A 15,173-nucleotide genomic window follows, 5' to 3' on the forward strand; every position below is an offset into this window, starting at 1 on the left:
ATAACAACATGTCATCCGAAACTTTTATACGTTAGACAGGTGAATCCAAGGTTAGGGTATGCCTTTTTTACACGATATCCGGGAATGGCTCGAGGCTCCTGTCCAGGATTCCATTCATATAGGCGATGGCGATGCCGTAGTTTGTCATTGGAATTTGCTGATCCTCTGCACATTTCAGACGATACTTCATTTCCCTCTCGCTGAGTGTACAGCCACCGCAATGGACGATCAAAGCATAAGGGGACAGATCGGCCGGAAATTCGGTTCCGCTTGTGAAAACGAATTCCAGTTCCTTGCCGGTATAATTCCGGATCCAGCGCGGTAGTTTCACCGTACCGATATCTTCGCACTGCCGATGGTGCGTACAGCCCTCAGAAACCAGTATTTTATCACCATCTTTCAGACGCTCCAGCATGCGGGCACCTTGGACATTGGATTCCAGATTGCCCTTGTATCTTGCAAACAGGATGGAAAATGAAGTAAGATGTATATTTTCCGGGGTGTCCGCCGATACCTGTTTAAATGCCTGACTGTCCGTAATGACCATGCGAGGTTTCTTCCCTAGAGAAGCAAGTGTTTCTTTCAACTCCGTTTCCCTGGTGACAACGGAGACGGCACCGGCTTCCAGAATGTCACGGATTGTCTGCTGCTGAGGAAGAATCAACCTTCCTTTGGGGGCTGCAGAATCAATCGGAACCACTAGAACAACAACATCATTTGGTTTTAACAGATCGCCGACAATTTTCAATGTCATATTCTCGGCAGGCACCTGTTTTGCAATCATTTCCTTCAGCTCATAAATGTTCTTGCCGGTAGCTGCACTGACAGAGATACAGTTCTGTTCGGTCAGCCACCCGTCAGGAATCGGAGTGTCAGCAATCGCTTTGATGAATTCTGATGAACTTAAAGTTTCTATCGTGTCTATTTTGTTTCTTACAACCACGTATGGAATTCCTTTTTCCCGTATCCGCCCCAGAATTGCAATATCTTCGGCAGTCATTGGAAAGGACGCATCTGTAACCAGAACAGCAATATCTGTTTTGTTCAGAATTTGATAAGATTTCTGAATACGAAGCTGGCCCAGTTCACCTTCGTCATCAAGACCGGGAGTATCGATCATAACAACCGGGCCCAAAGGCAGTAGTTCCATGGCTTTCAGCACCGGATCAGTGGTAGTCCCGGCGATATCAGAGACAATCGCCAGACTCTGACCGGTTATTGCGTTGATCAGGCTGGATTTCCCTGCATTTCGTTTTCCGAAGATCCCGATATGGATCCGCTCAGCTGAAGGAGTTGTATTTAATCCCATAATAGCCTCCTTATTTTTCGATTTCAATTAGAATCTAAAGTCATTTCCTGTTCCGTTTTCAATTGCTTCCAGATGTTCGATCACTTTGGCGCGAACTTTGTCGTTTGGAATATTTGCCAGCTCTTTTTGAAGGATTGCATCACCGACTGCTTTGGTTTCAGGTGAAGCGTAGTCTACCAGATATTCTTTTAAGGTCATCAGAGCATTCGGATGGCAGCAGTTCTGAATCTGCTGGCTTTTGCAGAGTGACATGAAGCGGTCGCCGGTACGGCCTTCTCGATAGCAGGCGGTGCAGAAGCTCGGAATATAATCCATGTCCATCAGCCACTTCACGACCTGGTCGAGTGTACGTGTATCGCTGACATCAAACTGCGCGGAAGACTCTTCGTCCGGCTCCGGTTCGGCATAGCCGCCGACGCTGGTCTTGGAACCGCCGCTGATCTGGGAAATGCCAAGATGCAGTACGCGCTCACGACATTTCTGGCTCTCGCGGGTGGATACGATCATGCCGGTGTATGGAACTGCGATGCGGATGCAGGCTACGATCTTGGCGAAGGTATCATCATCGATTCCGTTAGTGAATGCAGAAGCATCAATGTCATCTGCGTTTCTCAGACGAGGAACACTGATGGTATGCGGGCCGACTCCGAAGACCGCTTCCAGATGTTCTGCATGCATCAGAAGACCCGCAAATTCGTAACGATATTTATCGAGACCGAACAGCACGCCGAGCCCTACATCATCAATGCCTCCTTCCATGGCGCGATCCATAGCTTCTGTGTGATAATCGTAATCATGTTTCGGCCCTGTCGGATGAAGCTCCAGATAGCTTTCTTTATGATAGGTTTCCTGGAACAGGATGTAGGTTCCGATTCCTGCTTCCTTAAGTTTGCGGTAGTTTTCAACTGTCGTGGCGGCAATATTTACATTGACGCGGCGGATCGCTCCGTTTTTGTGCTTAATACTGTAAATCGTCTTGATACTTTCCAGAATATATTCGATTGGATTGTTCTTCGGATCTTCACCGGCCTCCAGCGCCAGCCGTTTGTGTCCCATATCCTGAAGCGCGATAACTTCCTTACGGATTTCGTCCTGTGTCAGTTTTTTACGTGGAATATGTTTGTTTTTCATGTGATAAGGGCAATAGGTACATCCGTTAATACAGTAGTTGGAAAGATAGAGCGGAGCAAACATAACAATTCGATTGCCATAAAAATCTTTCTTTATTTGCTCGGCGAGATGGTAGATTTCCTGGTTCTTCTCATCATTCTCGCAGGCGAGAAGAACGGATGCTTCCCGGTGGGAAAGCCCCTTGCGAAGCTTCGCCTTCTCTATGATCCGGTCGATTAATTCAAGATTGTTTTTATTTTCATCAGCGTACTGGAGTGTCTCCATAATTTCCTCATGGCTGATAAATTCATCTGCTTTTTTTGATGCTGGATTATACATTTTCGTTTCCTCCTGTGAAATCTTTTAAATTTAATTCCTGATTATGATCCTGGATCGTGACCAGGGAATCGCCTCTTGTGGTCACGATATGATAGCCGATTTCTTCCATTTCCTGTGTCAAAATGGCAAGGCCTTCTGCTGCTTCATCCCCCATGCAGCGTTTGTTATCATATAGACTGTAATTCTTTCGGTTCTCCTGCGGTGACAGATTCGGCATCACAACATTGGCACCCGCGAGAATCCCCATTTTTCTGCCCTCCGGATGGATGGTTGCGAGTGCTGTTGTAGACGGCAGAAGTGTCTTTGGCAGCATCAGCCGGAGCAGTCCGAGCATAAATAAAGTGAGCTCAAGAGTGCCGGCTTTCTCCATGGCGAATGGTGTGGCATGATGGGGAATAAACGGTCCGATCCCAACCATATGAGGATTCAGTTGCTTTAGAAACAACATATCCTCGGCCAGGTATTCGGCAGTCTGCCCCGGTGAGCCGACCATGAAACCACTCCCTACCTGATAACCTGTTTCCTGCAGTGCGAAAAGACACTTTTGTCTGCGAATGGCGGACAATGAGGCGGGATGGAGCATCCGGTAATGATTGGCATTGTAGGTTTCATGACGGAGCAGATAGCGGTCTGCACCCATGTCATGGAACAGCTTGTAGCTCTCTCGGGATTTTTCACCAATGGAGAGTGTGAGCGCACAGTCCGGAAAACGAGTTTTGATTGCCCGGATGAGTACGGCCATCCGCTTGTCCGTGAACCATGCATCTTCGCCTCCCTGCAGGACAAAGGTACGAAAACCAAGACGGTAACCGGTCTGACAGCAATCCAGTATTTCGTCTTCGGTAAGACGATACCGGGCAACAGAAGCATTGCTGCAGCGAATTCCGCAGTAATAACAGTCATTTCTGCAGTAATTGGTAAATTCAATCAGTCCCCGGATATATACATCATGACCATAATACTGATGGCGTACAGCCCGTGCCCGCTCAAATAGAAACTCTGCAAGCTTTGGGGTACGGCCATTGATCAAAGCAATCCATTCGGTTTGGTTCAGATTCCCGGTTTCTTCTAATTTTGTAATGAGTTCTCTCATGAATGGTTCTCCGGTTATTTTGTTTTTGCATAAATTGTCTTTGTACTGATGCCGGGCAGCATTCCGATCTTTCCGGAAAGTGCGCTGATGATATCATTCGGTGCATCCATGGCGATGCTGATAATGGAAATATTTTTTTCCCGATAGGGAATGCCCATTCTTCCGACAATGTAGGAACCGTATTCACTTAAAAGTGCGTTCAGTTGTTCTACGGATTCGTGGCTGGAAACAATAATTCCGATCAGAGCGATTCGTGAGTCTGCTTCAGACATATGAGTAAAACCTCCTTTCTCGAGACAAATGTGTGACGATGCTACAAATTGTACACGTTTGGCGATAAAGACAGAAAGAATTTCCTCAAAAATGTTGTCAGAATAAAGAAATGAAAATGTATGAAATAATTCGGATAAATGCGCCTTTTTGCTCAGGTTCAACCCTTTGCAATCAGAACGTGTAACTGGGTATAGTATATCATGTTTCCTGCATAAAATCAAAGGAAACAGAGAGCATTCAGGAAAAAGAGTATGGAAATTTATGTAGTAAAGCCACAGGATACGATTTACAGAATCGCACAAAGATATGGGGTGTCTCCGGCGAGACTTGCGTATGATAACCAGACAGCCGGTCAGGAATATCTGGTGCCGGGGCAGGCACTTCTGATTCTTTATCCGGAGATCATACATACCGTAAGGGCGGGAGAGACGACCGGAACGATTGCCTCCATGTATCAGATCAGTGAAAAGCAGCTGTATAGAAATAATCCGTACCTGTTGGATCGAACCTATCTGATCACAGGTCAGCAGTTGATTATCTCATATGAGGACCAGAACAGTCCGGAAAAAAAGGTCAGCGGATATGTGTACCCGTATGTGGCAGGATATATCCTGAGAGAAACATTATTATATATAGATGAAATTATGATATTTTCATATGGATTTACAGAAGATGGAGAGCTGGTGCCGCCGCAAGTGAAAGAAGACTGGATCCTAAGAGAGACAAAAAAATTCGGGGTTCAGCCGTTTCTGGTGCTGACTCCCTTTTCGGAAGCGGGAGTTTTCAACAATCAGCTGATCAAGATTGTGACTGAAAATGCAGAAATGCAGAACACATTGATTGCAAACATTCTGGTTGTCGTGCAGGAAAAAGGATATGCAGGAGTGGATGTTGACTTTGAATATATTCTGCCGGAAGATAAAGAAGGATATGTTAAGTTCGTGGAACATCTGCAAAATGTAATGGCGGAAAACGGATATTCCGTTTCTGTTGCGCTTGCCCCTAAAACATCTGCTGACCAGAAAGGACTGCTCTATGAAGGTATGGATTACAGACGTCTTGGGGCGGCAGCGGATACGGTTTTTCTCATGACGTATGAATGGGGATACATGTATGGTCCGCCAATGGCGGTTGCACCTTTAAACAAAGTGCGGGAAGTTGTGGAGTATGCAGTCACAGAGATTCCGCGTGAGAAGATCATGATGGGGATTCCGAACTATGGGTACGACTGGGAACTCCCTTATAAGCGTGGTGAAACACGGGCGGAACTGATTGGAAATGTGGAAGCGGTACGTATTGCTTCGGAAAATGGGGCTGAGATTCAATATGACGAAAAGGTCCAAAGTCCGTATTTCACATACTGGTCCGGAGGAAAACAGCATGAGGTATGGTTCGAAGATGTGCGCAGTATTCGTGCTAAAATGGAGCTTGTCAGAGAAAAGGGGATAAGAGGGTTCGGATACTGGAATCTGATGCGAAGCTTCAGGGCCAATTGGCTGCTGGTGAATCAGGGGGAGAAAGAATAGAAAAGGGTAAAACAGGATAAAACAGGATAAAACAGGTTTGCAGTAGCCCAATAAAAAGAGTATACTTAATAATTATAGTGAATGGACTGTTACAAAGGAAGAGGGAGAGATAAACATGGGAGAAAAAATGAATGAAATGCTGGAAATCTGGAAAAACCAGCTGACAGTTCTTGTAAAATGGATACTGATGTCGCTCGTGACCGGAGGAGTGGTGGGAACGATCGCCAGTATCTTTTCCTACGCAGTTTCATGGGCGACCGCATTTCGGATGGCGCATTTCTGGGTGATCTTCGGCCTGCCACTTGGAGGACTTTTGATCGTGTGGCTGTATAAAAAGGCCGGAGAAGAGAAAAACACCGGAACAAATCTGGTACTTTCCGTTATCCGTTCGCAGGATGAAGATGTACCGATCCGTGTTGCGCCGTTGATTTTGATTTCAACGGTAATCACACATTTTTTCGGAGGGTCTTCCGGACGAGAAGGAGCGGCTCTTCAGTTCGGCGCCAGTGTGGGCGGCTGGATCGGAAGGCGTCTTCACTTGAATGAAAGTGATGAAAAGATCATCATCCTTTCGGGCATGAGTGCGGCTTTTGCGGCATTATTCGGTACGCCGATGGCAGCCGCAATCTTCCCGATGGAAGTTGTGAGTGTGGGGATTATGTATTACTCAGCACTGGTTCCCTGTATGTTTGCATCATTTACGGCTCAGTATGTTGCACTCCTCTTCAAAGTAAGGACGCTGGCACATCCATATCCTGTCGAAGATGTGCCTGATTTTTATAGTTTTCAGACCCTCAAATTTCTCATTCTTGCGATTGCGTTTGCCTTGGCCGGAGTTCTGTTTTGTGTCATGCTCCATACCTGCGAACACAAATTTAAAGAATGGTTTGCGAATCCTTATCTGAGAATCGTGGCAGGTGCGGCAGCGGTCATTGCACTTCGGTTCCTTTTGGGAACAGAGGACTATCTTGGACTTGGTGGAGGCGTGATCCAGGCAAGCTTTAAGGGGGCCGTATCACCGGAGAAATTCCTTCTGAAAATGATCTTTACCTGTCTGACTCTATGTGTGGGATTTAAGGGCGGTGAGATCGTTCCGTCGTTATTCATCGGTGCGACTCTGGGATCGGCCATGTCGGCACTTCTTGCACTTCCTCCGGATATCTGTGCGGCGTGTGGAATGGTCGGCGTATTCTGCGCTGTTACAAATAGCCCGATCAGTTCTATGCTGATTGCTTTTGAAATGTTTGGATTTACTGGAATGCCATTTTACTGCAGCGTAGTGGCTGTGAGCTATCTGGTGTCAGGATATTATAGTCTGTACAAGGAACAGCGGATTGTGTATTCCAAGACAGAAAATAAATATGTGGACAGACATACAAAATAAGAGTGAAAAATAGAGAAAACTCGGTTTTTTTGAAAAATACCCTTGAAAAATGAAAATGATTGTGATATTATTTGAAAAAATTTATTTTGCAATGCGATGAAAGAGACTCTTGCTTCTGGAACTTGACAGGAATACGGCGTCACCGACTGAGAGCGCTGTTTGAGGAATGAGGCGAAGGGAACACTCCGGAGCAGACTGGCTGAATGCGGAATGATCAGTGAATGGAGAAAAGGCTTCATATAAAAAGAATTTCAGTAAGTCAGTACGTAAGTGCACGTTACGCACATGAAGTTGGGCTTCCAAGGAGGGAAGTTAATGCGGGTGGTACCGCGGATATGGATATCCGTCCCGGAATACATTGTATTCCGGGACTTTTTATATGCAAAATCAGGAAAAAGGATCCGGAATATCGCCAGGACGGCAAGAAAAGTGATTGAGGAGGATTTAAACCATGGAATTTATGACAGGTGTAAAAGAAAAAGAAACACTGGAGCTCGGACAGCTTCTGGAAGAAGATATGCTGGGGAAAAAGGTTCGTGTAAATGGCGCAGTTCATACGGTACGTGATATGGGAACCGTTGCATTCGTTGTATTGAGAAAAAGAGACGGGCTTCTTCAATGTGTCTATGAGGAGGGAAGTTCTGATTTTGATTTAAAAGAAATCCGTGAAGCAGCTACAGTGGAAGTGACCGGAACGCTTCAGGCATCCGAGAAGGCACCGAATGGTGTAGAACTTAAGATGGAAGAGATTCGTATTCTGAGTACACCCAAAGAGCCGTTACCACTTCAGGTTTCCAAATGGAAACTGAATACATCTCTGGAGGCAAAGCTGAATTATCGTTCTATTTCACTGAGAAATGTAAGAGAGCGGGCAAAATTTAAAATACAGGAAGGAATCGTAAGAGGTTTCCGCGAATTTTTGTATAAACAAGGGTTTACCGAAATTCATACTCCGAAGATCGGAGCAAAAGGAGCAGAGGGAGGTTCGAACTTGTTCCGGTTGGATTATTTCCACAGACCGGCAGTTCTGGAGCAGAGCCCACAGCTCTATAAACAGATGATGGTCGGTGTATTTGACCGGGTATTTGAAACCGGACCGGTATTCCGCGCGGAGAAGCACAATACGAAGCGGCATTTGAATGAATACACCAGTTTGGACTTTGAGATGGGGTATATTGACAGCTTTGAGGATATCATGGCAATGGAAACAGGTTTCCTTCAGTATACGATGAAGCTTCTGGAAAAAGAATATGCAAAGGAACTGAAGATTCTGGGAGTGGAACTTCCGAATGTAGATCAGATTCCGGCTGTACGTTTCGATGAGGTCAAGCAGCTTGTCTCTGAAAAATATAACCGCCGTATCCGCAATCCGTTCGATCTGGAGCCGGAGGAAGAGCATTTGATCGGACAGTATGCAAAAGAAGAATGGGGAAGTGATTTTGTTTTTGTTACCTATTATCCGTCCAAGAAGCGCCCGTTTTATGCGATGGACGATCCGGAAGATGAGAGATTTACGCTCAGCTTCGATCTCCTGTTCCGTGGTCTTGAGATTACGACAGGAGGACAGAGAATCCATGATTATGATATGCTTCTTGCAAAACTGGAAAAACGTGGAATGACCGAGGAGGGGCTGGAGACATATCTGGATACTTTTAAACACGGCATGCCACCGCATGGAGGACTTGGAATTGGAATGGAACGTTTGACTATGCAGCTTCTGGGAGAGGATAATGTCAGGGAAACCACACTCTTCCCGAGAGATTTGAGCAGACTTACGCCTTAACGGAAGAACGTGTGGCTACAAGATACGCTTCTAAAATGATATAAAATCAGAATTTAATAAGTGAAGGAGAATCAGAAAATGGCAAACAAAATTTCCGACGAGACAATCGAATATGTTGGAATTCTGGCGAAGCTGGAGCTTTCCGAAGAAGAAAAAGAGCAGGCTAAATCCGACATGGAAACAATGCTGGATTATATAGATACTTTAAATGAACTGGATACCGAGGGGATCGAGCCGATGTCCCATGTATTCCCGATCCATAATGTGTTCCGTGAAGATACGGTGGAAAACGGAGACGACCATGAGGCCATGCTGTCAAATGCACCGCAGCAGAAAGAGCAGAGCTACAAAGTACCAAAAACATTTGCATAGGAGGAGAACGTAAATGGATATCTTGAGTATGACAGCACTTGAGCTTGGAAGAAAAATAAAAGCGAAAGAGATCACTGTGAAAGAAGCGGTAGAAGCGTGTCTGAAACAGATTGATAAAGTTGAAGATAAAGTAAATAGTTTTGTGACAATAGATAGAGAAAAAGCATTTAATCGAGCGGAAGAGGTTCAGAGAGGAATCGAGGACGGGACTTACACCGGACCGCTTGCAGGAGTCCCGGTGGCAATCAAGGACAATATGTGTACGAAAGGAATGCTTACCACATGCAGTTCCAGAATCCTGGAGAATTTCAATCCTACCTATACGGCAGAGGCGGTTCTGAATCTGGAGAAGGCGGGGGCAGTCATCATCGGAAAGACCAACATGGATGAATTTGCCATGGGAAGTACAACGGAAACTTCTTATTATGGTGAGACGAAGAATCCGTGGAATCTGGAACACGTCCCGGGAGGATCTTCCGGCGGTTCCTGTGCGGCCGTTGCGGCTTTGGAAGTTCCTTATGCACTTGGTTCTGATACCGGCGGTTCGATCCGTCAGCCAAGTTCTTATTGCGGAGTTGTGGGAATTAAGCCGACATACGGAACGGTTTCCCGTTATGGACTCATTGCATACGGATCCTCTCTGGATCAGATCGGACCGATCGCAAGAGATGTAAGTGACTGTGCAGCTATTCTGGAGACGATCGCATCGCATGATGTGAAGGACAGTACTTCTATGGAAAGAGGAGACACCGATTTCACCGGTGCACTTGTAAATGATGTGAAAGGGATGAAAATCGGCATTCCGCAGGATTATTTTAGTGAAGGTCTGGATCCGGAAGTGGCAGGGCCGATTCTGGAAGCTGCGAAGGTACTGGAGGAAGCCGGTGCCAGCGTGGAACGATTTGATCTGGGACTTGTAAAATATGCAATTCCGGCTTATTATGTCATCGCTTCTGCGGAAGCAAGCTCCAATCTTGCGCGATTTGACGGTGTAAAATACGGATACAGAACGGCAGACTATGAGGAGCTTCATGGAATGTATAAAAAAACCCGGTCTGAAGGGTTTGGACCGGAGGTAAAGCGCCGTATCATGCTGGGGTCTTTCGTATTAAGCTCCGGATATTATGACGCCTACTATTTGAAAGCACTAAAAACAAAAGCACTGATTAAAAAGGCCTTTGATCAGGCATTTACCAAATATGATATGATCCTTGCACCGGCAGCTCCGACTACGGCTCCGAAACTGGGATCGTCTCTTAGCGATCCACTTAAGATGTATCTGGGAGATATTTACACAATTTCGGTCAACCTGGCAGGACTTCCGGGGATCAGTATTCCTGTGGGACGTGATTCCAAAGGACTTCCGGTAGGGATGCAGCTGGTCGGGGACTGTTTCCAGGAGAAAAAACTATTCCGTGCGGCGTATACGTATGAATGTCTGACTCAAAAGAAATGGATTTCTGATTATGATAAAACACAGACCGCAGGAAAGGAGGAAGCGTAAATGTCAAAACAATATGAGACAGTGATCGGACTTGAGGTCCATGTAGAATTAGCGACAAAAACAAAAATCTTCTGCTCCTGCAGTACGGAATTTGGAGGAGCACCGAACACACATACCTGTCCTGTTTGTACCGGTATGCCGGGATCACTCCCGGTGCTGAACCGACAGGTTGTGGAATATGCAATGGCGGTAGGACTTGCGGCAAACTGCAAGATCACACAGGTCTGCAAATTTGACCGGAAGAATTATTTCTACCCGGATAATCCGCAGAACTATCAGATCTCCCAGCTTTATCTCCCGATCGCAAGGGACGGATACGTGGAGATTGAAGTGGGCGGTACGAAGAAAAAAGTCCGTATTCATGAAATGCATATGGAGGAAGATGCCGGGAAACTGATTCATGACGAATGGGAAGACTGTTCTCTTGTGGATTATAACCGAAGCGGTGTGCCGCTGATCGAGATCGTATCGGAGCCGGATATGCGTTCTGCGGAAGAAGTTATTGCCTATCTGGAGAAGCTGAGAATGATCTGCCAGTATCTTGGGGCATCAGACTGCAAGCTTCAGGAAGGCTCTATGAGAGCCGATGTAAACTTATCGGTTCGTGAAGTCGGATCACAAGAATTCGGAACCAGAACCGAGATGAAGAACCTGAACTCTTTCAAAGCCATCAGCCGTGCGATCGAAGGGGAAAGGGCAAGACAGATCGAACTTCTGGAAGAAGGCATGAAAGTGATTCAGGAGACCAGAAGATGGGATGACAATAAAGAGTATTCTTATGCAATGCGATCCAAAGAAGATGCGCAGGATTACCGCTATTTCCCGGAACCGGATCTGGTGCCGATCGTGATCAGTGATGAGTGGATCGAAAATGTGAAAGCTCGTCAGCCGGAACTGCGTACAGAAAAACTGGAGCGTTATAAGAGAGAATATGATATTCCGCAGTATGATGCCGAGATCATTACCGGAAGTAAAAAAATGGCGGATATCTTCGAGGCAACAACCGCGATCTGCGGAAAACCGAAGAAAGTATCCAACTGGCTTATGGTTGAGACCATGCGTCTTCTGAATGAAAACGGACAGGAACCGGCAGATATCCGTTTTTCACCGGAGAATCTGGCGAAACTCATCAACCTTGCAGATGCCGGAACGATTAATAGTTCTGTGGCAAAAGAAGTATTTGAAAAAGTATTTGCCGAAGATGTCGATCCGGAAAAATATGTAGAAGAGAACGGATTAAAAACGGTGAACGATGAAGGTGCACTTCGGGAAATTGCAGCGCAGGTAATTGCAGCGAACCCAAAAGCAGTAGAGGATTACAAGGGTGGAAAAGAAAAGGCACTGGGGGCACTTGTCGGTCAGATCATGAAAGCCATGAAGGGAAAAGCGAATCCGGGAATGGTGAATCAGATGCTTCGGGATATGCTGAAATAAGGGACATAAATTCATATTTTAGAACAAGAAAGAGCAGGAAAGTTACTTTTTGGAGTTACTTTCCTGTTTTTTATTTCTTTTCGTATGCCGATAAATTAAAATTTGTTGTCATATTTTTTGTATTGAAAGAATATATTTCAGATATGGATAATCACTGCAGGAAAATCTTCTGCGGTGGAGAAACAAAAGGTTTCAATGTAAGTGGCAAAAGGAGGATCAGAAAATGGGTAATGGAAGAACCCGTACACATTCCGTACTGGCGAGAGCAGCAGCCGTGCTGTTGGCGTTTCTTATGGGAAGTGGGATCCCGTCGGCATCGGTACATGCTGACGGACAGGAAGCTGCGAAAGAAAAAGAGGTGACATCAGGACAACAATTATCTGGAGAAACGCAGGATTCATCCCCGGAACATCATAAGTTTATCCGATATAACGGTGATGACAGCTACACTCTGACACTTAATGTAAAGGGAATGTATGATTCTGAGAAAGTGACACCGAAACTGGATGTACTTCTGATTGTGGACCGATCCGGAAGTATGGATGAAAAATACGGAAGTGGAAACAGCGCACCTACAAGGATGGAAAAATTGCAGGAGGTTGTGACAGGTACGAAGGGTCTGTCTCAGGCAATTCTTGGGAATGATGAGATCGATGCACGGATGGCGGTTGTTGCCTATAGTGGAAATAAGGGCAGCAAATATGAAAAAGATGCTGCATATAATGATGCAGTATCCATTATACCGAATGATTGGACAACGGATCAAAATGTGGTAAATGTAAATGTCAACGCGATCGAAGCAGATGGAGGAACGAACTGTCAGGCAGGACTTCTCACCGGAGAGGAAGTATTGGAATATGCAAGAGAGGATGCGCAGAAAATCGTGATTTTCCTATCCGATGGCCTGCCCACATTCCGTTACAATGAAAGCGGCTTAACGGTAGGAGAAGGGAATGCTGACTCAAATGGGGAGAATGCGGAAGCGGCTTATCAACAAGCAGCCCAATTGTCCGGACTGTCCGGATTTTACTCGATCGGTATCTCAACAGACAGTTCGTCCAGTTTCCTGAATACACTGAAAGATAAACCGGGAGCAGAAAAGAAAGCGTATTATTCTGCGGCAAATGCCGATGGCCTGGTGAGCGCGTTTCAATCAATCATTTCAGATATTACGGAATATACCTGCCGTAATGTTACGATTGAAGATACGCTGAGTGTGTATGTAGAAGCGGAGGATCCATTTCAGCCGGTAATCAAAGTGACCGATAAAAATGGCAGTGAAGTAACGGAAGTGGAGTTCAAAGGAGAGCAAATTTCTGTGAGCGATTTAATCCGTGTTTCTTACCAACCGGAAATGAAAAAAGTAACAGCCGTTTTTCGGGAAGGATATGTACTCGACCAGGATTATACCTATTCGGTCAGTTTCAATGTGAAGCCGACACAGCTTGCATATGATACCTATGCAGACATGGGATATAATGCGGTCGGAAGCGCGAGAAGTGACGCACCGGGAAATGATACAAGCTCCGGAAAAGATGGATTCTATTCGAATGCGGAAGGAGAAAACGGGCCGACTCTGATTTATACATTTGGAAAGAGTGATGATGCAGCTGTTTCCTGTGCCTCGTATGTGGAAAAGCCGGTCATTCAGGTAAGTGCGCTTACCATTCCGGTTGAAAAGAAATGGGAAAATGTTTCCGAAGAAGATGTACTGCCTCAGGAAGTGACCGTGAATCTCTATCAGGATGACGGAACAGATGCGTATCGGACGGTAACATTAACCGGGCAGGAAGAATGGAAAGGATCCTTCTGTAATGTGGCAAAGGGCCATACATACACGGTCAAAGAAACCGATGTGACCGGATTTGAGAGCAGGGTCAAAGGAGATGAAAAGAATGGGTTCATTGTCACAAATACCAGACTTCCGGATCTTGTTATAAATAAAGAAGTAACCGGGAAAATGGGAGATAAGACGAAAGCGTTTACCATGGTTATACAGATCAAAGATAAAAACGGAAAAGAGGTAAATGGAACGTTCTCTTATATCGGAGGACAGAAAACGGATGTCAAGGATGCCAATACGGCAGTACAGGATGGCTTGCTCACTTTTACAAACGGAACAGCGGCAATCGAATTAAAACACGGTCAGCAGATCACCTTGAAGCAGCTTCCTCTGGGAGGAACATTTACGGTAGAAGAATCAGATGAGGGAGCAGCGGGATATAGTGTTTCTTATAATGGCGACTGGACAGAAGAGGCATCGGGCACTCTGGATAAAGACGCACTTGTAGAAGTGGTCAATCAAAAAGATGCGGTCCCGGTGACCGGTATCGTGGAAACTCAGGGTGGTTCGATTTTGGTCTCCGGAATAGCAGGACTTGCGTTTGTTGAAGGAATCTGTGCGTTGACCCTTCGCAGAAGGAGAAGAAGCTGATGGAGTCGGAGAGCAGGAAACCTTCGCTTTGGGAGGATGTACGGTATCTGTTTGTGAAAATAGGGCTGTTGGCCCTGGTAGTGGTGGTGATGGTTACCTGCTTTTTCGGAATCTTTCGTTCGGGTGATAACTCCATGAAGCCGGCAGTTAAGGACGGAGACCTTGTCATAACATGGCGGATTCAGAAAGACTATCAGGCGGGAGATGTCATTGTTCTGGAGAACGATGATAAAAAAGAAATACGCCGAGTAATCGCAGTTGAAGGAGATACAGTGGATTTTACGGAAGATGGAATGGCAATCAACGGATATCTGCAGGTGGAAAGTGACATTTACACAGAGACCCTTCCATATGCAGAAGGGTTCGCATTCCCGTTAACAGTGCAGGAAGGTGAGGTGTTTGTACTTGCCGATCACCGGGAAAATGCGACGGACAGCCGAATCTATGGACCGGTATCCATTGAGCGGACCTATGGAAAAGTCATGACGGTCATTCGGCAGAGAGGGATATAAACGCAGCCCCTTCATGGCTGTGGTTATATAAAAATTAAAGTAACTGTTCAGAGCCAACCTCGAAAACACTTCGTGTTTCCTCAGTGTGGTGTATCCGCCA

12 protein-coding genes are annotated in these 15,173 nt (G+C 45.8%); 8 read left to right on the forward strand and 4 right to left on the reverse strand.

The features are described 5' to 3' along the window. Positions 1 to 67 precede the first annotated feature (67 nt). From hydF to ACTNBR_RS09320, 4 genes are read right to left on the reverse strand one after another with little or no spacing between them, the layout of a single operon-like run. Positions 68 to 1,309, reverse strand: a complete 1,242-nt coding sequence (gene hydF / locus ACTNBR_RS09305; RefSeq protein ID WP_441017853.1) for a [FeFe] hydrogenase H-cluster maturation GTPase HydF — start codon at positions 1,307 to 1,309, stop codon at positions 68 to 70. A 27-nt stretch (positions 1,310 to 1,336) separates the two neighbouring features. Further along, positions 1,337 to 2,758, reverse strand: coding sequence for a [FeFe] hydrogenase H-cluster radical SAM maturase HydG (hydG, locus tag ACTNBR_RS09310; protein WP_427806772.1), 1,422 nt, complete (start codon positions 2,756 to 2,758; stop codon positions 1,337 to 1,339). Further along, entirely contained in the window at positions 2,751 to 3,851 is a 1,101-nt protein-coding gene (gene hydE / locus ACTNBR_RS09315; protein WP_427806773.1) for a [FeFe] hydrogenase H-cluster radical SAM maturase HydE, read from the reverse strand. Before hydE ends, hydG begins: the two co-directional genes overlap by 8 nt. A 14-nt stretch (positions 3,852 to 3,865) precedes the next feature. After that, the gene (locus ACTNBR_RS09320) at positions 3,866 to 4,123 is read right to left on the reverse strand and encodes a TM1266 family iron-only hydrogenase system putative regulator (RefSeq protein ID WP_427806774.1); all 258 of its coding nucleotides are present in this window, start codon (positions 4,121 to 4,123) and stop codon (positions 3,866 to 3,868) included. 252 nt (positions 4,124 to 4,375) lie between these two features. Between ACTNBR_RS09320 and ACTNBR_RS09325 the strand changes: the two genes are divergently transcribed. The 8 genes from ACTNBR_RS09325 (at position 4,376) to lepB (ending at position 15,073) form a co-directional block, all read left to right on the forward strand. Continuing rightward, positions 4,376 to 5,650, forward strand: a complete 1,275-nt coding sequence (locus ACTNBR_RS09325; RefSeq protein WP_427806775.1) for a glycosyl hydrolase family 18 protein — start codon at positions 4,376 to 4,378, stop codon at positions 5,648 to 5,650. 115 nt (positions 5,651 to 5,765) lie between these two features. Then, positions 5,766 to 7,034 carry a chloride channel protein gene (locus ACTNBR_RS09330; RefSeq protein WP_427806776.1) on the forward strand — a complete coding sequence of 423 codons (1,269 nt, stop codon included), beginning with the start codon at positions 5,766 to 5,768 and terminating at the stop codon, positions 7,032 to 7,034. A gap of 451 nt (positions 7,035 to 7,485) precedes the next feature. Beyond that, positions 7,486 to 8,817, forward strand: a complete 1,332-nt coding sequence (gene aspS / locus ACTNBR_RS09335) for an aspartate--tRNA(Asn) ligase (protein ID WP_427806777.1) — start codon at positions 7,486 to 7,488, stop codon at positions 8,815 to 8,817. A 78-nt stretch (positions 8,818 to 8,895) separates the two neighbouring features. Beyond that, entirely contained in the window at positions 8,896 to 9,189 is a 294-nt protein-coding gene (gene gatC / locus ACTNBR_RS09340; protein ID WP_427806778.1) for an Asp-tRNA(Asn)/Glu-tRNA(Gln) amidotransferase subunit GatC, read from the forward strand. 13 nt (positions 9,190 to 9,202) lie between these two features. Next, complete coding sequence (gatA, locus tag ACTNBR_RS09345) at positions 9,203 to 10,693, forward strand: Asp-tRNA(Asn)/Glu-tRNA(Gln) amidotransferase subunit GatA (protein WP_441017855.1); 1,491 nt, start codon at positions 9,203 to 9,205, stop codon at positions 10,691 to 10,693. Then, positions 10,694 to 12,127, forward strand: coding sequence for an Asp-tRNA(Asn)/Glu-tRNA(Gln) amidotransferase subunit GatB (gene gatB / locus ACTNBR_RS09350; protein ID WP_441017857.1), 1,434 nt, complete (start codon positions 10,694 to 10,696; stop codon positions 12,125 to 12,127). A gap of 223 nt (positions 12,128 to 12,350) precedes the next feature. Beyond that, the gene (locus ACTNBR_RS09355) at positions 12,351 to 14,561 is read left to right on the forward strand and encodes a DUF7604 domain-containing protein (RefSeq protein ID WP_441017859.1); all 2,211 of its coding nucleotides are present in this window, start codon (positions 12,351 to 12,353) and stop codon (positions 14,559 to 14,561) included. After that, positions 14,561 to 15,073, forward strand: a complete 513-nt coding sequence (lepB, locus tag ACTNBR_RS09360; protein WP_427820295.1) for a signal peptidase I — start codon at positions 14,561 to 14,563, stop codon at positions 15,071 to 15,073. Before ACTNBR_RS09355 ends, lepB begins: the two co-directional genes overlap by 1 nt. Positions 15,074 to 15,173 lie beyond the last annotated feature (100 nt).

This window comes from Bariatricus sp. HCP28S3_F11 (assembly GCF_052065395.1).
Lineage (GTDB): Bacteria > Bacillota > Clostridia > Lachnospirales > Lachnospiraceae > Allocoprococcus.